The 20,833-nt window shown below is 72.7% G+C and carries 14 protein-coding genes; 5 read left to right on the top strand and 9 right to left on the bottom strand.

Features of this window, described 5'->3' with window-relative positions:
- Positions 1-11: 11 nt before the first annotated feature.
- Entirely contained in the window at positions 12-3,233 is a 3,222-nt protein-coding gene (locus tag WMF26_RS01860) for a P-loop ATPase, Sll1717 family (protein WP_437998904.1), read from the top strand.
- A gap of 100 nt (positions 3,234-3,333) precedes the next feature.
- Entirely contained in the window at positions 3,334-4,098 is a 765-nt protein-coding gene (locus WMF26_RS01855; protein ID WP_437998903.1) for a glutathione S-transferase, read from the top strand.
- 57 nt (positions 4,099-4,155) lie between these two features.
- Here WMF26_RS01855 and WMF26_RS01850 read toward each other — a convergent pair whose 3' ends face one another.
- The 6 genes from WMF26_RS01850 to WMF26_RS01825 form a co-directional block, all read right to left on the bottom strand.
- The gene (locus WMF26_RS01850; protein WP_437335521.1) at positions 4,156-4,836 is read right to left on the bottom strand and encodes a DJ-1/PfpI family protein; all 681 of its coding nucleotides are present in this window, start codon (positions 4,834-4,836) and stop codon (positions 4,156-4,158) included.
- A gap of 260 nt (positions 4,837-5,096) precedes the next feature.
- Positions 5,097-6,023, bottom strand: coding sequence for a hypothetical protein (locus tag WMF26_RS01845; RefSeq protein ID WP_437998902.1), 927 nt, complete (start codon positions 6,021-6,023; stop codon positions 5,097-5,099).
- A 51-nt stretch (positions 6,024-6,074) separates the two neighbouring features.
- Positions 6,075-7,391, bottom strand: a complete 1,317-nt coding sequence (locus tag WMF26_RS01840) for a hypothetical protein (RefSeq protein ID WP_437998901.1) — start codon at positions 7,389-7,391, stop codon at positions 6,075-6,077.
- Between the two features lie 2 nt (positions 7,392-7,393).
- The gene (locus WMF26_RS01835) at positions 7,394-9,532 is read right to left on the bottom strand and encodes a hypothetical protein (RefSeq protein ID WP_437998900.1); all 2,139 of its coding nucleotides are present in this window, start codon (positions 9,530-9,532) and stop codon (positions 7,394-7,396) included.
- A 29-nt stretch (positions 9,533-9,561) separates the two neighbouring features.
- Complete coding sequence (locus WMF26_RS01830; protein WP_437998899.1) at positions 9,562-11,115, bottom strand: DUF1501 domain-containing protein; 1,554 nt, start codon at positions 11,113-11,115, stop codon at positions 9,562-9,564.
- A gap of 430 nt (positions 11,116-11,545) precedes the next feature.
- The gene (locus WMF26_RS01825) at positions 11,546-12,208 is read right to left on the bottom strand and encodes a TetR/AcrR family transcriptional regulator (protein ID WP_437998898.1); all 663 of its coding nucleotides are present in this window, start codon (positions 12,206-12,208) and stop codon (positions 11,546-11,548) included.
- A gap of 132 nt (positions 12,209-12,340) precedes the next feature.
- Between WMF26_RS01825 and WMF26_RS01820 the strand changes: the two genes are divergently transcribed.
- Both WMF26_RS01820 and WMF26_RS01815 read left to right on the top strand, forming a co-directional pair.
- A complete protein-coding gene (locus WMF26_RS01820; protein WP_437335515.1) occupies positions 12,341-12,949 on the top strand; it encodes a VOC family protein in 609 nt (202 codons plus the stop codon).
- Positions 12,950-13,106: 157 nt separating this feature from the next.
- Positions 13,107-13,532, top strand: a complete 426-nt coding sequence (locus WMF26_RS01815; RefSeq protein ID WP_061624513.1) for an organic hydroperoxide resistance protein — start codon at positions 13,107-13,109, stop codon at positions 13,530-13,532.
- A gap of 58 nt (positions 13,533-13,590) precedes the next feature.
- On the opposite strand, the gene WMF26_RS01810 is transcribed toward WMF26_RS01815, so the two are convergent.
- The 3 genes from WMF26_RS01810 to WMF26_RS01800 all read right to left on the bottom strand — a co-directional run bounded on the left by WMF26_RS01810 (position 13,591) and on the right by WMF26_RS01800 (position 19,195).
- A complete protein-coding gene (locus WMF26_RS01810) occupies positions 13,591-15,465 on the bottom strand; it encodes an ABC transporter ATP-binding protein (RefSeq protein WP_437998897.1) in 1,875 nt (624 codons plus the stop codon).
- Positions 15,462-17,411 (bottom strand): ABC transporter ATP-binding protein, encoded by a 1,950-nt coding sequence (locus WMF26_RS01805; RefSeq protein WP_437998896.1) that lies wholly within the window; start codon positions 17,409-17,411, stop codon positions 15,462-15,464. The genes WMF26_RS01810 and WMF26_RS01805 overlap by 4 nt, the downstream gene beginning before the upstream one ends.
- A gap of 218 nt (positions 17,412-17,629) precedes the next feature.
- Positions 17,630-19,195: a hypothetical protein gene (locus WMF26_RS01800; protein ID WP_437998895.1), complete on the bottom strand. Its 1,566-nt coding sequence runs from the start codon at positions 19,193-19,195 to the stop codon at positions 17,630-17,632.
- Between the two features lie 646 nt (positions 19,196-19,841).
- On the opposite strand from WMF26_RS01800, the gene WMF26_RS01795 reads away from it, so the two are divergent.
- Positions 19,842-20,753, top strand: a complete 912-nt coding sequence (locus WMF26_RS01795; protein WP_437953645.1) for a LysR family transcriptional regulator — start codon at positions 19,842-19,844, stop codon at positions 20,751-20,753.
- Positions 20,754-20,833 lie beyond the last annotated feature (80 nt).

Raw genomic sequence — 20,833 nt, 5'->3', positions numbered from 1 at the left:
AAGGAGCCACGGTGTCCTCCGCGGGTCAGAGCGACCCGTCGCGGAAGCGCCTCGGCCCGGGGGACGTCGTTGGCGAGCGCTGGCGGCTCGAGGAGTTCCTCAAGAAAGGGGGCATGGGCCGGGTCTTCCGGGCGGCCGACCTTCACCTCGGCGGTCCGGCGGCGCTCAAGCTGATGGATCCGGGGGTCGTCGGGACCGAGAAGGCGCGCGCCCGCTTCCTCCGCGAGGCGCAGACCGCGGCGAAGCTGCGGGGCACGAACGTGGTGCAGGTCCTCGACTTCAACGTCGATGCCGCGACGCAGGTGCCCTATATCGCCATGGAGCTCCTCCGCGGCGAGGACCTGGCCGAGCGGATCGCCCGCGGGCCGCTCTCCTACGAGGAGACGGTGGCGGTCCTCGGCGACGTCTGCAGCGCGCTCGGCAAGGCCCACCGCCTCGGCGTCGTCCACCGCGACATCAAGCCGGCCAACATCTTCCTCGTCGACGACGATCGCCCGCTCTGCAAGGTCCTCGACTTCGGGATCGTCAAGCTCGAGGACCTCGGGCTCGATCGCCAGGGGACGCCGCAGACCGACGCGGGCGCGACCCTGGGCACCGTGAGCTACATGAGCCCGGAGCAGATCGCCAACGCCCGCGGCGTCGATCACCGCGCGGACCTGTGGTCGCTCGGCGTGATCGCCTACGAGTGCATGACCGGGCGCCGGCCCTTCCGCGGCGAGTCGCTGTACGAGCTGGTCCACAAGATCTGCTTCGATGTCCCGCCGGCGCCGTCGCGGCTGGCCGAGGTCCCGAGCGGCTTCGACGCCTGGTTCGCCCGGGCGACCCACCGCGACCGCGACCGCCGGTTCGCCTCCGCCGGCGAGCTCCTCGAGGCGCTCCGGGCGCTCGCCGGCCGCCCGCCGGACAAGCCCGCGCCGAGGCCGCCCCCCGGCGGCGCGCCCGACCCCCCGAAAGACCACAGCTGGATCTCGGACGCCAACCAGATCGACATCGGCGCCCTGAAGGACCTGACCTTCAAGAACGCCGTGGTCCGCGAGTTCCTCGACAGCGCCAAGAAGCACTTCGTCTCGGGGAGCAAGGGGCTCGGCAAGACGCTCCTCCTCACGTACAAGCGCTCGGTCCTCAGCGAGATCTACCTCGCGACCGGCCGCGAGCGCCGCCACGCCGCCGTGCAGTTCATCCCGGAGGGGCGGCCGTACCTCGATCTGATGGGCGACCTGCCCAGCGTCGACCAGCCCCAGCGCGATCTCATGTCGCGGCTCCACGACTGCAAGCGGCTCTGGAGCTTCAGCCTCCGCCTGTCGATCGTCTCCTACCAGTCCGGCGCCGGCGCCGGCGATCCCGACGACCTCTCGCCGCTCCCCCGGAACCTGCGCGGGCTCCTCGAAGGCCGGCCGGTCGAGCCGACGATGGTGCTGAAGGAGCTCCTCTCGATGACCGTCCGCCAGATCAACCAGGTCGTCGACGCGATGGAGCGCCCGCTCGAGCGGCGGCTCCGCTCGCTCCACAGCGGCGTCTTCATCTTCATCGACAAGCTCGATCAGGCGCTCCGTGGGCTGCCGCGGGACGCGTGGATCCACATGCAAGCCGGGATGATCGAGGCCGCGTGGGACCTGATGAACGCGAACCCGCACGTCAAGATCTTCGCCACGATCCGGGAGGAGGCGTTCTCGGCCTACGAGTCCGACATCAAGAACAACCTCTTCGGCGCGACCGCGAGGCTCCGCTACGAAAAGCACGAGCTCTTCGAGCTGCTCGAGAAGCTCACGTATTATTACGAGAGGCTGCCGCTCCGCGAGTTCATCCACCTCGACGAGGTGCGCGCGGGGCGCTCGTCCCGCGGCGAGTCGACCTTCGACTTCCTCTGCCGGCACACCCTCGGGCGGCCGCGCGATCTCGTGATCCTCGCCTCGGAGATCTCGCGCAACCGGCAGGCCCTCGACGAGCGCACCTTCACGCGGATCGTGCAGAGCACCAGCGCCGGCCTCCTCGTCGCCAACATCTTCGACGAGATGCGGGTCTTCCTCGAGGTGCTCCGCCACCGCGACAAGCGGGCTGAGTTCCTCGCCCTGCTCCCCAGCGACGTCCTCACCCACGACGAGCTCGTCGAGGTGTGGTGCAAGTTTCACCAGGTCGACCGCGCGTACTTCGACGCTCACGGCCGGGACGCCGACGACGTCTACCACCCTTTCCGCGAGCTCTTCGAGTGCGGCCTGCTCGGCGTGCTCGGCGCCGAGCCCGGGGCCGAGCGCCAGGTCCAGCGCTTCCGCCAGCCGCACGACGCCGTGGTCGGCTCGCGCCACGCGCTGCCGCGCTCGCGGTATTACCTGCTCCACCCTTCCCTGCGCGCGCTGATCGAGCCGCTCCCCGGCGGCGGCCGGTTCAACGCGATCCGCAACGTCGTCATCGGCCACGGGGAGCCCTGGCCCCGCCACTGGGACCTCGTGGTCGACGTGCAGCGCGAGCTCTTCCGGCGCCCGGACGCCGACGAGGAGATCGCCGACGCGGTGTTCTCCCTCCTCGACCGCCTCTCGGCCGACATCGCCGACGGCGAGGGCGAAGGCGCCGCGCGCCGTGCGATCGCCGCCTCCCCCACCTTCGCCCGCCTCAGCGCGCACCTGGAGCGCATCCACTGGGACGAGCTCCACGTCGCGCTCCTCGAGCTCTTCCCGGCCGCGCGCCGGGACGAAGAGCCCGAGCTGACCGACCGGGTGGAGGTGGCGATGCTGCTCATCGATATCGTCCGATCGACCCGCCTGCTCCAGGACATCGGCGATACGAGCTTCGTCGACCACCTCCACCGGCTGCGCGGCGCCCTGCGCGGGTCGACGAGCCCGCGCCTCCTCAAGGGGACCGGCGACGGGTACCTCGCGGTCTATTCCACGGTGGCCCGCGCGGTCGAGGCGGCCCGCGTGCTCCGCGGCGCCGTCGGCGACGCTGCCGAGCTCCGGCTCATCGTCCACTGGGGCCGGGTGAGGATGAGCGATCACGACGTCCTCGGCGCGGAGGTCCACCGGCTCTTCCGGATCGAGGCGGTCACCGAAGAGGATCGCGCGGACGAGCCGAGCTCCGGGGTCGCCCTGCCGCGCCCCGGCCGGGTGACGCTCTCGCGCGCGGCGGCCGCCGCGCTCCCCGACGCGGCGCGCGCGGACTTCCGCCGGGCGGGCGCGTTCCGGCTCAAGGGGTTCGACGCGCCCGAGTCGATCTGGGTCGAGCTCGACGCCGGCGCGTGAGATCGCCCGGGGTGGGCCCGAGGGCCGCCGGCGATGAGCCGCGCCCGCGACGGGCGATCGGCCGAGGGCGCGCGGGCGCGTGTGGTAGGCTGCCGGCGCCATGACCGAGCTCCTGGGCCTCGTGTTCTCGCCGTGGACCGAGAAGGCGCGCTGGGCGCTCGACGTCCGCGGCGTGCCGTACACCTTCCGGCACTACCAGCCGCTCCTCGGCGAGCCGGCGCTCCGGTTGAGGCTCCGCCGGCTCACCGGCCGCGTCTCCGTGCCGGTGCTCACCGCCGACGACGGGCGCGTGCTCGCGGACTCGGCCGACATCGCGCGCTGGGCCGACGCGCGCGGCGCAGGTCCGACGCTGTTCCCCGCCGAGCACGAGGCCGAGATCGCGCGGATCGTCGACCTGTCGGAGCGCGCGCTCGCCGCCGGGCGCGCCCGCGCGCTGTCGCGCATGCTGGCCGACGACGAGGCGCTCGCCGAGATGGCCCCGCCGCCGATCCGCCGCGCGCACGGCGCCCTCGCGGCGCGGCTCGGCGCGTTCGGCGTCCGCCGCACCCTGCGCAAGTACGGCGGGCACGAGGACGGCGCCGAGGCGCACCTGCGGACGATGGTCGCGGCGCTGGACGAGCTCCGCGCGACGCTCGCGCGGAGCGCGCCGTCGGGCCCGTCGGGCGACGCGCCGAGGACGCTCCTCGGCCCCTTCACGTTCGCCGATATCGCGATGAGCCAGGTGCTCGTGAACGTGGCGCCGCCCGCCGCGCTGAAGCTCGGCGCCGCGAGCCGCCGGAGCTTCTCCGACCCCGAGCTGCGCGATCGCTACGCCGACCTCGTCGCGTGGCGCGACGAGCTCTACCGCGCCTTCCGGACGGCCTGACGGGCCCCGTCCGGCGCGCGAGGCATCAGCGGGCCCTCGGGGTCGACGCGCCGCGCCTCACCAGCGCACCGCGGCCTGCTCCGCGGCCTCTTTGGCCTGCGCGAGCGCCGGCGCGATGCGGCCGCGCAGCCCCTCCACCACGGCCGCAGGCGCGGACTCGGGCGAGCCCGCCTGGAACGGCGGATCCGGGTCGTACTCCAGCACGAGCTGCGCCGTCTGCGCGGCCTCCTCGCCTCGCATCTTGGCGGCGATCCGGAGGCCGAAATCGATGCCTGACGTCACGCCGCCGCCCGTGATGCGGTTCTGGTCCTCGACGTAGCGCGCGTCGACGCGCTCGGCCTCGAGGAGGGGCAAGACCTCGCGGAACGCCCAGTGCGTGGTCGCGCGGTAGCCGCGGAGCAGCCCCGCCGCGCCGAGCACGAGCGACCCCGTGCAAACGCTCGTCACGTAGCTCGCCTGCTCCGCGCGCGCCGCGAGGAAATCGAGGACCGCGCCGTCCTTCATCACGGCGATCGTGCCCGCGACGCCGCCCGGAACGAAGAGGATCTCGAGCTCCTCGGGACAGGTGTCGAAGGTCGCCGTGGGGGAGAGGGTGATGCCCGAGTCCGTCGTGATGGGGTCGAGCGTCTTCCACACGAGGTGTATTTTCGTATCCTCGAGAATGCTGAACGCGGCCTGGGGACCGATGAGATCCAGCGCGGTGAAGCCCGGGTAAATCAGCATGGCGATGTGCTGCATGGGGGAGCTCTCTCCTTCGGGGGTTGTGGGCGACTGCCCGGGAGCGGCGTCGTCCTGCGCGCATCCGCCGAGCGTTTGCAGGGTGGCGAGCGCGGCGCTCACGGCAGCGAGGTCCAAGATTTGTCGGCGTCTCATGAGGCCTGTGTACGCGCTGTCCTGCGGCCCGCCTATGCGACACGTTGTCCTGCGGCGCCGTGTCGCACGCGGGAACGCCGGGAGGAGCCGGCGCGCTCGATTCCGGAGGAGCGAAGGAGCTCGTCCTAAGGGCGCGGTTCGCCGCCTGCCGCGCCGCCGGCGCCCGCCTCTCGACCTCCGGCGCCGCCTCCTCCGGACCACCCGCCCTCTCCGAAGCCGCCCTCGCCCAGCCAGCCCCCTTCGCCGAACCCACCTTCCCCCGACCAACCACCTTCCCCCGACCAGCCGCCCTCGCCGAACCAGCCCCCGACGCCGGCGCCGGGGTCCGGCGGGCGCAAGTCGCTCAGGTGCGCGAACGCGTCGGATCGCTGGGCCTGGCAGATGCCGAACGGCAAGGGCGGCTGCAGCACGCACGCCGCGCCCTCCCCGCAATCGCCGTCATCGCAGCAGTATCGCTGGCACGCGTAGAGGCCGCCCCTGCACGTGAGCCCCGGGCCGCAGGTCTCGAACGCTATGGAGCAGGTCTCGCAGCTCTCCGCGTCGCCCGTCTGCCAGAGACACTGGAAGAGGCCGGCGAAGGCATCGTAACCGCAGTGCCCCACCTGCCCTTCGCACCCCTCGTTGGTGATGGGATTGCAGGTGACCATGGCCCCGTCGACAACGACGCAGCTCCCGTTGCTCGCGGCCGGGTCGGGCGGCGCGTCGATGCACGCCGGGAGGAAGCCGCTGCCGGACAGGTCGATCTCCGCGTCGATGAGGTCGCCGTCGTCCGAGGTCTGCACCGCAACGCACTCGCCCGCCACCGGCGTGGTCCCTGGCCCGCACCGCACCGCGGGCGGCGTGCCCTCCGGCTCGGCCACGCACTCGTTCCCTCGCTGCACCGTCCGGTCGCCGCACGCGAGCGACGGCGCCGCGGCCGCGGGAGGGGCCCCGCCGCCGTCGCCCTTGCAGGACGGGAGGATCAGCGCGCACAGCAGCGCGCCGAGCAGCGCCGGCCCCGCCGCGCCGCCGCCGGGCGCAAGGCGCGCCCCAGGCCATCGCTTCCCAGACATGCTTCCGCTCTCCATCGCTCGGGTGGGTGCCATCGCTTCGGTGTCTCCGGCTCAGTCCAGCTTCGCCCCGGCCTCGATCCACGCGCGGATCGCCGCCCGCTCCTCGGCGCCGAGCGCTCCCCCGACGGGCATCGGCGCGGTGCCCTGGGCCCGCTCGGCGCAGCCGGGCTCGATCTTGCAAACCAGGTAGCTCTCGTCCGCCGCGCCCGGCGCGATCAGCGCCCGCCCCGGCACCTCGCGGGACGGCGCGCCGATGACCTCTCCCCCGGCGAGCGCGGCCCGCCGCAGGTCGAGCCCCGACGCGCGCTCGGCGCCGTGGCACGGGCCCGACGCGCAGCGCTGGTCGAAGATCGCCTGCACCGCCTCGTAGTCCGACGCCGCAGGGCCGCCGTCCTCCGGGTCGCTCGGGCACCCCGCGTACGCGATGGGCTCGTCGGCGACGCGCGTGTCCGGCTGCCAGCCCTCCGGCAGCCCGCGCACGAAGCAGTAGAGCGCCCGCGTCGCCTCCTCGGACCAGCCGCTCTCGACGAGCGGCATGCGCGGCCCGAGCTCGTCGCCGAGGAGCCGCAGGTAGAGGAAGCTCCGCTCGGGCTTCCCGGGGACGAGCTGCCTCAGCAGGGCGCCGGCGGCGTCACGGCCGTTGCCGTTCGCGTCCCCGACGACCACGTCGGCCCCCCGCCGCGGCCAGCGCCGCAGGTCGAACGCCCGCGCCACGTCCTCGCCCGCCCGGCTCAGGTCGAGCCGCAGCCGCGACGTGGGCTCGAGCGGCGTGAACACGACGCCGCGGAGCTCCTGCCGGAGCTCGGCCTGGCCCTCCACGACCGGCGCGCGCACCCGCGCCACCGCGCTCACGTCGCCCGCGGGGCCGTCCAGCGCCACCGTCACCTCGGCGGGGACCCGCGGCGCGCCCTCGGGGACGATCACGCGCAGCAGCGCGCGCTCGACGCCGTCCGCGAACACCAGGCGGTCGCCCGGGCGCTCGCAGCCGTCGACGATCGCGCGCGGATCGCCGACGCCGGTCTGGCAGAACGCGCCCGCGGTCGCGATGAACGCCTCGAACGACGACAGCTCGGGCTGCGCCCAGCCGCGGTGGCAGCTGCCCTCGGCGCCCGCGCACGACGGCGCCACGGCCCCCTCGTAGAGGGCCCGCGGCGTCGGGAAGCGCGCCGCGACCGGGTCGTCGCCGGTCGACGCCGAGGCGCTCGAGCCGGTCGACGCGGAGGCGCCCTGGCCGCTCGACGGCGGACCGCCGCCGTCGCCGCTCGCCGGCGGCGCGCCGCCACCGCCGTCGTCGGAGCACGACGCGAGCAGGATCGCGCCGAGGAGCAGGCAAGGACGTCCCGGTGCACGGCGCCGCGAGGTGGCCATGGTCACTCCCTCCGCAGCCGGACGCCGCCCGGGGCGCACTCGACCTGGAAGCCGTCGATGGGCGGCTCGGCCGCGAGCCGCGCGCAGGCCGCGCCGTAGGCGGCGTCGGGCGGCGTGAGCTTCGGGGTCGCCTCGACGCCGCGCGGCACCAGCGTGCCCAGCATGAACTGCGGCGACTCGAGCAGCGCCCCGCACACGCCGCGCACCCGGCGCTCGATCTCCTCGGGATCGAGCGCCGCCACCTCGGCGTCGAGCGAGGCCCCGAGGACCTGCTCGAGCGCCTCGCGCTCGCCCGCGTCGCCGAGCCCGGGGTCGCCGACGATGCGGTCCTTGAGCGCCGCGATCAGGTCGGCCACGGTGGCGTCCGGCTGCTCCGACGCCGCCTCGAGGAGCCGTGCCACGAGGTCGCCCTCCGGGGCGATATCGCACGCGGCGAACCGGTCCTCCCAGACGAGGCGCGCCTGGAAGTCCAGCCCCCGGTGCCCGGGCTGGCCGTCGTCCACGAACACGCCGATCGCGCCGAGGAACGCCGCGTCGGCGATCGGCACGGCGATCGGCGCAGGCCAGTCGAGCGCGCCGTGGGCCGCGCTCAGCAGCGTCCGGCCCGACAGCGGCGCGATCGCGTCCCCGACGCTGTTCCTGCGGCGGGCGGGGTCCTCCTCGGCGATGATCCACGGGTCGAACAGGGGGGCGAACGCATACGGCTCGTCCGCGCAGCCGTCCTCCGGCGCCTGCAGGTTGAACCCGGGGCTCCGGAGCACCTCGAGGAGCAGGCGGACGTGCGAGAAGCCCGAGGCCACGAACGCCTCGGTGACGCGCAGCAGCTCGCCGCGCGACGCGGCGCTGCGGGGGTAGTAGTGCGCGACGGTGAGCGGCGTGCCGATGACCTCGCGCCACACCTCCTCGGCGATGTGCGCCGACACGAGGTACGCGAGCGCCTCGTCCGGGTTCGGGATCTCGCCGCGCTCGCCGCGCGAGAGGCCGTGCTGGCGCAGCCCGACGAAGCCCCGCTGAAGCGCGGCGGACAGGTCCCACATCGACGTGCGCGCGCCGCGCACGCTGCCGAGCAGCGCGTCGACCCCCGCCGGATCGTCGGTGATCTCCGAGAAGAACTCGCCGCACGCCGCGGTCCAGCCCCAGGGCCGCACCACCGCGTTCGGGAGCACGACGGGCAGCGGCTCGGCGTCGACCATCGACGCGACCGAGAACCCGCCGAAGCGGAACACGCCGTACGCCCGGGCGATGCCGTCATGGCCGTCCTTCTCCGGGGGGCCGCTCGAGTCCGTGAACAGGCTCTTCTCCAAGAGGCCCGGCAGCGGGAAGAACCGGTTCTTGCTCGGCTCCGGGTCGAAGGTGACCGACGCCTCGCCGTTGTGGCAGCGCAGGCACACGATGTCCCGGTGCAGGTAGGCGCCGCTGAACCGCGCGCCGAAGTTCTGCCGGCGCGCGAGCTCGAGCTTCACCGGGTCCGCGTTCGCGCCCTGGAAGCTCTGCGACACGATGCTGAACAGGTTCGCGACGTAGATCGACGAGACATCGTCGCTCTCGAGCGAGCCGAGCATCAGATCCAGCATCGAGAACTCGTCGCCCTGGGCGCGCGCCGGCTCGCGCCGCACGCGCTCGGCGGCCTTCCGGCGGGCTTCGCCGTCGGCGCTGAGCAGCGTCGAGAAGCACTTCGCGGAGCTCTCCGAGGCGCGCACGACGCGCAGGCTGTCCAGGTAGAAGTCCGTCCAGCGGCGGAGGTAGTCGAGCTGCGACGCCTTGATCATGGCGAGCACCGCGTAGCGCCGCCCCGCGCTGAGCGGCGCGCCCTCGGCGAGCGGCGCCCCGCCGTCGACCTGCCGGATGAGGTCGGTGTAGAAGCGCACCTCGTCCTGGCTGCGCGGCCTCCGCCCCAGCGTCGCCAGGTGGGCGCGGCGCACGAACGCCGCGTCGGAGTCCTGGCAGCGCGCGAGCGGACCCCTCGCCTCCTCCGCCGGCCGGTCCGCGCCGGCGTCGGGGAGCTCGGGCGTCGGGCGCGCGCCCGCGTCGTCCTCGATGGCCGGCGTCTCGGGCGCGCCGGGCGCGGGGTCGGGGCCGCAGGCGCCCGCGCCGAGCAGGGCGCCGGCGAGGCCTGTCGCAAGGAGCAGCGTGGAGCTCAACGTCGCGCGTCTCATCGTGGTCGCCCCGTTCATCCGTGCCCGAGCACCCTCGCGAGCGCCGCCTCTGCGGACTCGCCCTCGTTGCGCGTCCCCTCGACGTCGCTCACGCCGAAGCCCTCCTGGGCGAACGGCCAGATCCCGAGCGCGAGCAGCGCGGCGATCCGCTGCTCCGGCGGCTTCACGAACGTCGTGGCGCGCCCGTCCGGCCCGATGGCCCCGTAGATGCCGCGCTGCTTCTCGCGGATGGGGCCGCCGAGGTACACCGTGACGTAGCCGTAGGGCCAGTGGTTGCGGCCGAGCTCGTTCTGCGCGCCCGGAGAGCGGCCGAACTCCATGTTGAGGATGACGAGGGTCCGGTCGAGGTCGAGCTTCCCCACGGCCTCGGGCCCCTGCTCGTCCGGGCGCCGGACGTGCGACAGGAGCTCGGTGAGCGTGTTGCCGAGGTTCATCGCCTGCGTGCGGCACGTCTCGGCGTGGGTGTCGTAGCCGCCGCCGCCGTCGGCCATGACCAGCCCCGGATCGATGAAGCAGCAGTAGCGCGCCGGCGTCGCCGGGTGCGTGAGCAGGTGCGCGATGACCCGCAGGCAGATGGCCGGGGCGTTGATGTTCTCCAGGCCGCAGAGGGCGGTCACCGTCTGCTCGAACAGCGCGCTGTCGAGCACCGCGTCGAGCTCGTGCGCGCTCGCGACGGCGCGGATCGTCTGGCTCAGCTCGGACAGCCGCGAGGCGCGGAGCGGATCGCCCTCGCGCCTGTACCTCACCCGGTCGCGGTACTGGTCGACGTAGCGCGACAGGAGGCCGTCGAACGCCGCCCGCTCGGGCGCCGCGCCGACCTTCGGCCGCTTCAAGAGCCCGAGGAACTCCTCGCTGCTCGCGCGGAGGAGCAGCGGCCGCGCCGCCGCCGGGTGGAGCCCGGTCGCGAGCGACGCCTGCAGGTTATCGCCGGGGATGCCGAGGTCCGTGAAGGTGTAGGCGTAGGGGGCGGCGCGCCCCGGATCGCCGTGCTCCATCGCGTGGCGCTGCACGTGGGCGCCGAGGCACGCCATCTGCGGCGAGCCGAGCGCGCGGCCGCACAGCGCGTAGGGAATGGCGGCCTCGTGCGGCTCCAGATCGTGCCGGGTCACGACGACGCGCATGCGATCGAGGACGTCCTTGCGGGCGATCAGCGGGGCGAGGAGCGGCCCGAGGCTCACGTTCATCCCGAGCGCGTCGCGGGCGAAGGGGACCAGCCCGAGGTCGCCCGCCGCGAGCCCGCACTCCGTGAGCACCGAGGAGAGCAGCGAGCTCTCCGGCGCGGCGGGGTTGTAGAAGGTGTGGAGCTGCGTGCCCCGCAGGTCCGGGTTCGGATCGTCGGGGCGCCCGTACGCCTCGACTCCATAGAACGTCTCCCACGTGGTCAGCCCGCCGTACAGGAAGACTTCCAGGATGTTCTCGGCGCGGAGCTCGGGCGGGAGCCCGATCTGCCGGTACGGCTCCGGGGTCTCCCCGAAGGCCGCTCCGGCCCTCGAGCTCCGGAAGAGCGTGCCCGCCGCGGCCATCGCGCCGAGCGCCGCCCCGGATTGAAGAAAACGACGACGTTTCATCGCCCCAGCACCTGTCACCCTCGACCCACCCTCGGCGCGGGGCGCGACGCGCCCCTAAGAGAATTGCCGTTCGCCATCGACATCTATGGTTCGATCACGTTCGATCGCGTTCGATCGCGCGCGACCGGCGGACGTGCCGAGTCGTCGCTCGTGTCGCGACCTCATGAATGATGACGGGCCCGTCGATCCTTCACGCGATCGCGCGTGGCTCGTCGTTTTTCACGGTGCGCGCCCAGGGCACAGCGCACCTGTCCGATGGAGAGCTTCGAGAGGGTCGGCGCAGGCGAGGCCTGAGCGCTCGATCTCCCCGCTTCCTCTCCAACGAGACTTCTGCAGAATGCGCCCATCGCGCGCCGGGTGGTATCGCGGCGCACGATCGCGACGTGCGTTCGCCGCGCCGGGGCGGCGGATCGAGGCTCCTGCGCGGCGATCAGGCCTTCCGGCCGCGCGCCGGTTTGCCGGGCGCGGTGGCGAGCCACCGATCGATCTCGCCTGACACGTGGTGGAAGTCGAACGCGCCGGCGTCGATCCCGAGCTGGAGCATGGCGCCCATGATGAAGGACGTGATCGCGGCGGCGGCCGCGCGCGGATCCAGGTCGGAGCGCAGCTGTCCGGCGCGCGCGCCTTGGCGCACGAGGTGCTCGACCCCGCGGTTCCACTCCTTGTGGACGGCGCGAAACGCCGTTCGCGTGGCCGGATCGCGCTGCGCGCGCAGGGACAGCTCCTGGAGGACGGTCGCCAGGTGCGGATGGTCCTGAAAGCTGCGCCATGCGCGCTCGAGGTGCGCTCTCAGGCTCTCGGGCGGCGCCGCCGCGCCCGCGGCGCCCGGGCCGGCGGGCTGGCGCTCCTTTCCGAACTTGTCGGTCACGTGCTCGACGATGGCGACGAGCAGCGCGTCCTTCGTCCCGAAGTAGTAGTGCAGCGTCGAGATGTTGACGCCTGCGCGCGCCGCGATGTCGCGCGTCCGCAGCCCCTCCAGCCCCTTCTCGGCGATGAGCGTGTACGCCGCCTCGAGCAGGTCGCGCCGCCGCGCTGCACCGAGCTCCGAGGTCGAGGCCTTGCCGGCCGCGGCGGCGCGTCTCGTCTTCGCCAAGCCCGCGCAACGCTACAGGTTTCCTCCGGGTCCATCAAGCGCCCCCGGCGCCCCGCCTTGACCGCTCGCCCGCCGTGGCGTAGTGTCAATCAACTGATTGATTGACGTTCGTCATCGGGATGGAGGAAACGCATGACGTCCTTGGGGTTCACGGCCGCGCCGCTGGCTGCGCGGGTTCAGCGAAAGGCGATCGGCGTGGGAATGCGCCTGTTCTTCGCCTGGTCTCACCTTGCTTACCGCCTGCGTCCGCCGTGGGGCGGCAAGCTGCGCGCGGTCGATCATCTCACCGTGCCGTGCGCCGATCTGGCGGTGGCGGAGCGGTTCTATGTCGGGCTGCTCGGCGCGCGCGTGCTGATGCGCGTCGACGCCCCGTTCCTCGAGCGGATGGGGCGGCCGGCGGACGAGGTGGCGCGCGGCGTTCATCTCTCGATCGCCTTCGCGGGCGGGCCGCGGTTCGATCTGTTCGAATCGGCGGTCGGGCAGCCGCCCCGCCACGCGGATCACCCTCACTGCGCGCTCTGGGTCGCGCCGGGCGGGCTGCTCGCGTGGAAGGAGCGCCTGAACCGCGCTGGCGTCCCGACGTACGGCCCCACGCGGCTCGGGCCGCCGGGCCAGGCGTCGCTCTATTTCAACGATCCGTTCGGCAATCGTCTCGAGCTCGTCACGCTCGGATTCACGGGGGAGATCCCCGTCGGCGCGCCGGACGTCTCCGCGCTGGAGTACGCCTGGACGGGCCCCTGAGCCGCGCGCCGCGCGGCCGAGCGATCGCCTCCTTCGTTGCGCACGGTGAGGTTGAGCAGTATGGGGAGCGTATCCGAACGGCGGTCTTGGCCGGGCCCTGCCCCGCGGGGGGAGGATCTTCCGTGCCCGGGTCTGTCGTCACGAAAGGAGCGCTCCGATGCCTGTTGACGTGAAGTACACGACCCAAGCCACTGCTCAGGGCGGCCGCGACGGCCGGGCCAAGACCGCGGACGGTGCCCTTGACGTGAAGCTCTCGACGCCGAAGGAGCTCGGCGGCGCCGGCGGCGAGGGGAACAACCCGGAGCAGCTCTTCGCGGCGGGTTACGCCGCCTGCTTCCTTGGTGCGTTGAAGTTCGTGGCCGCGCAGGAGAAGGCGCGGATCCCCGCCGAGGCCACCGTGACGGCGACGGTCGGCATCGGCCCCCGCTCCGAGGGCGGCTTTGGCCTCGACATCGGCCTGCGCATTTCGCTGCCGGGCATCGAGCGTCCGCAGGCAGAGCAGCTGGTCGAGAAGGCGCACCAGGTTTGCCCCTACTCGAACGCCACCCGCAACAACGTCGCCGTCCGATTGGAAGTCGCCTGATCGCCCCCCGTCGCCCTCCCACGTCGGAGCGACATCCCCTGCATCTCTAGACCACCTCTCAGGGGCCCGTCCCCTCGCGGTGAAGCGCCGCGAACACCCCTCCTCGGGCGAGCAGCTCCGCGTGCGTCCCCTGCTCCACGACCCGCCCGTGGTCGAGCACCACGACCCGATCCGCGTGCCGGATCGTGCTCAGCCGGTGCGCCACCACGAAGCTCGTCCGCCCGCGCAGGAGCCGCCCGAGCGCCGCCTGCAGCCGGGCCTCGGTCAGCGCGTCCACCGAGCTCGTCGCCTCGTCGAGCAGCACGATGCGCGGGCGCGCGACCATCGCCCGCAGGAAGCACACGATCTGCCGCTGCCCCAGCGACAGCCCCGTCCCCCGCTCGCCCACCTCGGTGCGGAGGCCCTCCGGCAGCGCGTCCAAGAGGTCGAGCACGTCGAGGTCCCGCGCCGCGTCGCGGATCTCGGCGTCGGTCGCCGCCGGGTTCCCCATGCGCACGTTGTCGAGCACCGTGCCGCTGAAGAGGAAGTTGCTCTGCAAGACAAGCCCGAGCTGCGCGCGCAGCGACGCCGACGAGGTCGCCGCCAGATCGTGCCCGTCGACGGTGATCGACCCCGCCGTCGGCAGGTACAGCTTCGCCAGCAGGTTCAGGATCGAGGTCTTGCCGCTGCCCGTGTGCCCGACGAGCGCGATCATCTGGCCCGGCTCGGCGACGAGATCGACCCCGTGGAGCACCGGCTTGCCCGGCTCGTACGCGAAGCTCACCCCCTGGAAGACGACCCGGCCGCGCGCGGGCGGCAGCGCCGGGAGGCCGCCCTCGTCGGGCCAGTCAGGCTCGGTGTCGAGCACGCGGAAGAGGCGCTCGGCGCCCGCCATCGCCGTCAGGGCCTGGTTGTACTGGTTGCCCAGGACCGGGATCGGGTTGAACAGGAGGTTCGCGAGGAAGAAGAACTCCACGAGCACGCTGAGCTCGATCGCGCCGTGCAGGGCCTGATAACCGCCGACGACCACGAGCACGGCCAGGAACAGCTGCCCGTTGAACTCGAGGAGCGGGAGGAAAGCGGCCGAGTGGCGCGCCGCATCCATGTTGTAGCGCGAGTGATCGAAGATCAGCGCCCGGAAGAGCCCTCCGTTGATGTCCTGCCGCACGAAGCCCTGCGTCACGCGCACCCCCGTGACCGACTCGGCGAGCGTCGCCGTGACCCGGGTGAAGCTCTCCTGCGCGCGCTGGTGCGCGACCCCGAGGCGCTTGTGGAAATAGACGATCAGCCCCCAGAAGACGGGGACCATCGCCGCCACCACGAGGAAGAGCGGCCAGTGCGCGCGGGCCATCAGCGCCATCGCCACCGCCATCGTGCCGAGCTGCACCGTGCTCACGAACACGACGTCCTGCACCGCCACCCGGATGGCGTCGATGTCGGAGGTCATGCGGCCGATGAGGCGCCCCACCTTCGTCTTCACGAAGAAGCTCATCGGCATCCGCAAAAGGTGCCTTTCCAGCCGATCGCGCATGTCGAACACCACGGCCTCCCCGAGCTCGAGCGCGAGGCGCGAGCGGAAGTGGAAGACCACCGCCGTGAGCAGCGCGAACGCCCCGAAGCCGAGGACGGAGAGCAGCGTGGCGCGCGCGTCGCGCCGGGCCACCGGGCCGCTGATGATGGCGCCGACCGCCCACGTGAGGAGCGGGAGCTGGATCGACCGCACCACGACGAGCGCGAAGAGCGCGTTGCGCTTCCTCGCGTACGGGCGTGTGAACGCGAACACGCGCCGCACGAGCCCGAGATCGAGCCGGCCGTGGGCGTGGTCCCGCTCGTCCTCGATCGCGGCGCGCGACAGGCCGAGGCGCACGTCGATCGGCGCCGGCTCGGCCGCGGCGCGCGCCGGCCCCGCCGCCGCCTTCGTGGCGCGGCGCGTCGCCTCGCCGGCGCGGCTCACGCCGGCTCCTCGGCCGGGCCCGACGACGCGGGGCGCGCGCCGCGCCACGAAGGCGGCGACGGGCCCTCGTCCGCGCGCGCGGCGGCGGCGTGCGCGTCGTGCAGCGACAGCGCGCTCGCGTAGTGGCCGCGCCGCCGGAGCAGCTCCTCGTGGGTCCCCCGCTCGACGACGCGGCCCCGGTCGAGCACGATCACCTGGTCCGCGCGGCGGAGCAGGTGGGCCCGGTGCGTGGCCATGATCGTCGTCCGCCCCCGGGTCGCGCTGAGGATCGCGTCGAGGATCTCGCGCTCGGTGCGCGCGTCCACCGCGGCCGTCGGGTCGTCGAGCAGGAGCAGCGGCGGGTCGAGCAGCACGGCGCGCGCGATGGCGAGCCGCTGCCGCTGGCCGCCCGAGAGGTTGACCGCCGACTCGCTGAGCTCGGTGTCGTAGCCCTCGGGCAGCTCCCGGATGAACTCGTGGGCGCGGGCGACGACCGCGGCGCGCTCGATCTGCTCCCGCGTCGCGTGCGGGGCGCCGAACGCGATGTTGGCCGCCACCGTGTTGCTGAAGAGGAAGTTGTCCTGGAAGACGACCCCCATGCGCCGGCGGATCAGGTCGAGGTCGTGCCGCCGGAGGTCGACGCCGTCGAGCAGGACGCGCCCGGAGGTCGGATCGTAGAAGCGCGGGATCAGGCTGAGCAGCGTGCTCTTGCCCGCGCCGGTCGGGCCGATCACGGCGACGAACTGCCCGGGCGCGACGTCGAGGTCGACGCCGTGGAGCACGGGCCTCTCCGGGTCGTACCCGAACGTGACGCGCTCGAACACGAGGCGCCCCTCCGCGCGGGCGGGGCGCTCGGGCGCCTCGGGGCTCGCGATCTCGACGGGGGTGTCGAGCACCTCGAAGACGCGCCGCGCGCCGATGAAGCTCTGCTGCGCGGTGTTGACGATCGTCGCCATGCTCGCGATCTGCCCGGAGAACTGCTGCAGGATGCCGGCGAACACCACGAGCTGCCCGAGCGTGATCCGGTCGCGCGTGACGAGCAGCCCGCCCATGCCGAGCAGGAGGACGAGGCTCAGCTGCCCGAGCAGGTCGATGGTCGGGCTGAGGACGCTCACCTTCCGGAACGTGCCCTGCTGCTGCTCGCGCACCTCGCGGTTCCGCTCGTCGAAGCGGCGGTGGGCCTCGCGCTCTCGCCCGAGCCCCTTGATGACCTGGATCCCCTGCAGCCCCTCGCTGAAGCTCAGGACCATGCGGTCGACGAGCTCGCGGTTCACCAGGTAGGCGGGCCGCACCCAGCGGGCGAAGAGCGTGCTCGCGATCCAGAGCAGCGGCGTCGGCGCGAGGCACACGACCGTCAGCAGGGCGTGCGTGCGGAGCATGTACGCGACGTACACGCCGAGCGACAGGACCATGATGACGCTCTGCAGCAGCACGCCGTCCACGAACGAGCGCACGAGCTGGACGTCGCCGGTGACGCGGTTGATGAGCGAGCCGCTCGTGTTGGCGTCGAAGAACCGGAAGCTCAGCCGCTGGAGCTTGTCGTACACCCGCGCGCGGAGATCCGGGACGATCTCCATGTGGACGAGGTGGCCCACGGAGAGCGCGTACCCGTAGTTGAGCACCGCGCGGGCGGCCGCCATGGCGAGGATGGCGCCGCCGATCGAGAGGACCGCGGCCATGGGCTCCCGCTCCACGTCGACCAGCCGGCCGACGCCGAGCGGCAGCGCGGGCGCGCGGATCGACGGATCCAGCCGGTGGCGGAGGATGTCGATGGCGAGCCCGGTCAGGCCGAGCCCCGCGAGCCCCAGCGAGAGCAGGACGATCTGGTAGCCGAGCACGCGCGCGACCCGCCCCCGGTACGCCCAGCTCAGCCCGAGGAGCCGCAGGAGGAGCGAGCGCCCGCCGCGGGGGCGCGCCGCTTCGGGCGCGGGGAGCGCGCCGCGATCAGAACGTGAACCGGACGACATCAGAGCAGGACACCTGGCAGACCGGCCACGCCGGGGCCCGTAACCTACCGGCTCGCGCGGCGTTGGCCAGCGGCTGGCGCGCGCGGGGCGGCGGCGCTTGTGCAGCGACGCACGGGGGAGGATCGCCAGGCTGCCGAGGACGCCAAGATGTCCGAGAGATCTCGCCTCTTCGCAGCCTCGGCAGCCTGGCGGTCGTGGTCTCCTTCGCCGGGGCGCCGCTAGTACATGAGGTTGCCCTGGCCGAGCCGGTAGGTGATGTTCGAGCCGAACTCGTCGCGCGCGTTCTGGACGCGCAGGAGCGCGATCGAGATCCGGCTCTCGCGCGCCGACCAGGAGGCCGCCGAGAGGCCCGCCGCGATCTCGGTCTTCGCCTGCCGGAGGCGGTACCGCGAGACCGGGTGCAGCGGCGTGCCGGCGACGCTGAGGACCTGCACCGCGTCGTCGATCTCGACCTCGGCCAGCTCCATCAGGCGCTTCTGGACGTCGTCGCGGGTGTCGTGGAACTGGCGCGCGAGCGTCCGGGCGGCCTGCAGGCGCTGCTTCGCGAGGTCGAGGTTGAACGCGGCGTTCAGGACGCGGAGCAAGCGCCCCATCGTGACGATGTCGGCGTTGGGGAACTGGATCGGGGTGCCGAACCGCGCCTCCAGCTCCCGGCCAGCCGGCGAGCCCTTGAAGTCCTCCCTGATGTAGAAAGAGACCGCGGCCTCGATGTCGTTCCCGAAGGCGTTCGAGTGGAAGAACGGCGGCGTGTCCACGGCCTCGATGATGGGCGGGGTGTTGAACGTGCCGTCGCCGTACCCGTCGAGGATATTGCGGCCGAGGACGTCGATGTTGGGCGCCGGAAGCCCGGCGCCCCCGAACCCGCCGTCGAACGCCCCCGGGGCGCTGGCGGTCCCCGGCGCCCTCCGGGCCCCCGTGTCCAGGTTGCGGTTCCGCCCCGTGTCCAGGTGGTTCGCGCCCGCGTTGGAGTGGCACACGTTGCAGCGGCCCCGCTGCGGATCCAGGAACGCCAGCCGCCCCTCGTTCGCCTCGGGGTCGGTGAGCTTCACCCGCGTGAGGTCGAGCTCGTTCGTCCGTCCCAGGCTCAGCTGGTAGGCCAGCGTGAGGTCGAGCTCCTGCTCGGTGGGGAGCCGGAACGAGACCCCCGGCTCCCGGCTGAGATCCTTCGGCAGGTGCTGCGTGACCGCCCCGGTGAGGAAGTCGCGCAGCGAGCCGCTGCCCGGGGCGCCGTCGCCCGACCACCCCGTGCGCTGGAGCGGCATGCCCTCCCCCTCCTGCGCCGGGTCCGGCGCGATGGTCGTCGCCAGCGAGAGCGTGTGCTGGACCCCGCGCATCACGTACTTGCCGTCGAGATCGTCGAAGCCGTCGATGTTCTCGCGAATCAGGCCGTTCGTCTTCAGCTCGTACGTCTCGAGGTCGGTCAGCGCGGAGTCTTCCTCGTAGACGAACAGCGGGTCAAAAGGGTTGATGTCGAGGAGAGCGTCGATGAAGGGAATGTCAATCGTGAAGTTGTTTTCGACAGGATGACAGGATCCGCAAGTCCGGCCGTTGCCCTCGAAAGTTTCGCGAAAGAAGATGTCAGCGCCTGCGCAAATTTCCCTGGTCACGAGCCCGGAGACCACGCGGGGATCCTGTTCGCAAGCAGCGATCCTGTCCGCGGCGGTGAGCGCGCTCGACAGGGCGGCGTGACGCTCGTCCTGCGGCGCGGAAGGGGCGCACGAGGCGAGGAGGGTGACGGCGACGAGCGGAGCGACGAACAAGGAACCCCAATTCGAACTTGGCATAGCGCTCTCTCTTCCTGTGACCGTTGTTCCGTACAGCTGCCGAAACGCGACGCTCATGGGTGCTGCGCGTCCATCGCGCGTGCAGCACCGGGGAAACGCGGTGGAAACCGGCTCGGCGAGCGTCGGCCGTCGGCGCCACCCGGGCCGGCCATGCGGGCTCAGCCGTAGACGAGATGGCCTCTCTCGGTCACCCATGCCGCCCTCGCGGCGTACCGGAGACCCCTGATCCGCTCCCGGGAGGCAAGGGCGCTCTAGCCGCCCCGCGGTCAGGTGAGCCGCGCGGGACCGGCGCCAGGGCGATCTCGGGGGGCGACTACTTAGCGGACCGGGCCGGGCACATCAACCCTCACCGGCGCTCGCAGCACGATTCCGACTACATCATGACCTACCACAGAGGACCTCGAGACGGTACGCACCGGCGGCTCGATCTGCAACAGGGTTGCGATCACGGGCGGTTCGGACGCGAGGAGGGGCCGGAAGCCAGGCTCCGCGGGCGTGCTCGGGGGATCGAAGCGAGACATGGGCGTGACGACCGGCGGCGTCCCTCCGACCGCTCCCTCGGCGGGGTCTGCGACCGTTCCGGTCCAACGGAGAACGTCTAGACCGGCCGGTGGCGCCCCTCCAACTCATTAGTAGCATGGGCCACATGCATCCCGTGCATCTTGCCTCGATCGATCTGAACCTGCTCGTCGTCTTCGACGCCCTCCTGGCGGAGGGGAGCGTCACGCGCGCGGCGGCGCGCGTCGGGCTGAGCCAGTCGGCCATGAGCCACGCCCTCGGGCGCCTTCGCACGTTGATCGACGACCCCATCCTGGTGCGCACGCCGCGGGGGATGATCCCGACGCCGCGCGCGCAGGAGCTCATCGGCCCCATCCGCGAGGCCCTCGCCCAGATCGAGGTGACCGTCGCGCGTCGCCCCCGCTTCGATCCCGCGACGGCGCGCCGATCGTTCGCGGTCGCCACGGTCGATTACGTGGAGCTCATCCTGCTGCCCCGGCTCGTGCAAAAGCTCTTCACCGACGCGCCGTTCGTCGATCTCATCGCGCGCCCCTACGACAACGACATGTGGAGCTCCATGGAGACCGGCAAGGTCGACCTGGCCATCGGCCTGCTGCCCACCGTGCCCGCGGGGTTCTACCGGCAAAGGCTCATCGAGGAGCACTACATGTGCGTGGTGAGGAAGAATCACCCCGTGGTGGGCAGCAAGCTGAACCTCAAGACCTACACGAGCTTGCCGCACGCGCTCATCAGCCCGCGCGGCGACGGCGGCGGCCGGGTGGACGAGGTCCTGGCCGAGCGGGGGCTCTCGCGCCGCGTGGCGCTGCAGATCCCCCACTTCCTCGTGGCGGCCCACATCGTCGCGCAGACGGATCTCGTGCTGACCGTGCCGGCGCGCATCGCGCGCGTGTTCGCCGAGATGGAGGCGCTGCGCATCATGAAGCCGCCCGTGGAGCTCGGCGGGTTCTCGCTGGATCAGGTGTGGCACGAGCGGCAGGCGAAGGACCCGGCGCACATCTGGCTGCGCGGGATCTTCGCGGAGATCGCCCGCGACAGCTGACGCGCCCTCGTTCGACCTGCCGCGCGCGCCGCGCCCGCCGCGACCGTGTCGCCCGGAGGCGGGGCCGGCGAGGCGGGGAG

This window comes from Sorangium sp. So ce185 (assembly GCF_051526825.1).
GTDB classification, from domain to species: domain Bacteria; phylum Myxococcota_A; class Polyangia; order Polyangiales; family Polyangiaceae; genus Sorangium; species Sorangium cellulosum_D.
This window is presented reverse-complemented; position numbering and strand designations above follow the sequence as displayed.